A 518-nucleotide genomic window follows, 5' to 3' on the forward strand; every position below is an offset into this window, starting at 1 on the left:
GAGTCTTCATCGTTGGTGGCACAATACTGGCCCAACAGGTATTCCAGCACATAGGCAGGCACAATGGCGTTGCCTTTGACGGCCTTGACCAGATCCTTGCGAACCACCAGCCCCTGAAAGTATTCATTGATTTTTTTATCCAGTGCATTCATGGCGTTATTCTTCTCATAAATCGAAATCTGTAGTGAACGAACGTCGGATCAAATAACGCTCCAATGCGTATTCCTTGTAGTGTGAAGTGCCCGATACCGGCTCTTCCAGCCTCAGGAATACTTCCTGTCCGTTGGCCTCATCTGCCTTGTGGCTGAGCACAAATCGCAGCTTCAGTTCACGCTCCCGCGCATTCTCCGAAGCAAAGTCAAAATTCAGCGTGTGGGAATCGGATATCAATTCCCCAGACTGGTTATAGATACCTACCCGCAAGGTTCTTGGCTGCACCTTGTCGGTAACGGGCTCTGCCTGATAGAAAGCCACGGACAACTGGCCCGAGGTAATGGTTGACACGCCTCCGCGCAGCA

The 518-nt window shown here is 51.0% G+C and carries 2 protein-coding genes; both read right to left on the bottom strand.

The genetic code is table 11. The annotated features are described in order from the left end of the window. A partial coding sequence (locus tag ACOCD2_RS26165; RefSeq protein ID WP_294118199.1) for an anti-phage BREX system Lon protease BrxL occupies positions 1-152 on the bottom strand: 152 nt, incomplete at its 3' end. A gap of 13 nt (positions 153-165) precedes the next feature. Continuing rightward, on the bottom strand, positions 166-518 hold a 353-nt coding region (locus ACOCD2_RS26170; protein ID WP_305801512.1), incomplete at its 5' end, for a hypothetical protein.

Source organism: Thiolapillus sp., from assembly GCF_048562965.1.
In the GTDB taxonomy this organism is placed as follows: Bacteria; Pseudomonadota; Gammaproteobacteria; order Chromatiales; family Chromatiaceae; genus Thiolapillus; species Thiolapillus brandeum_A.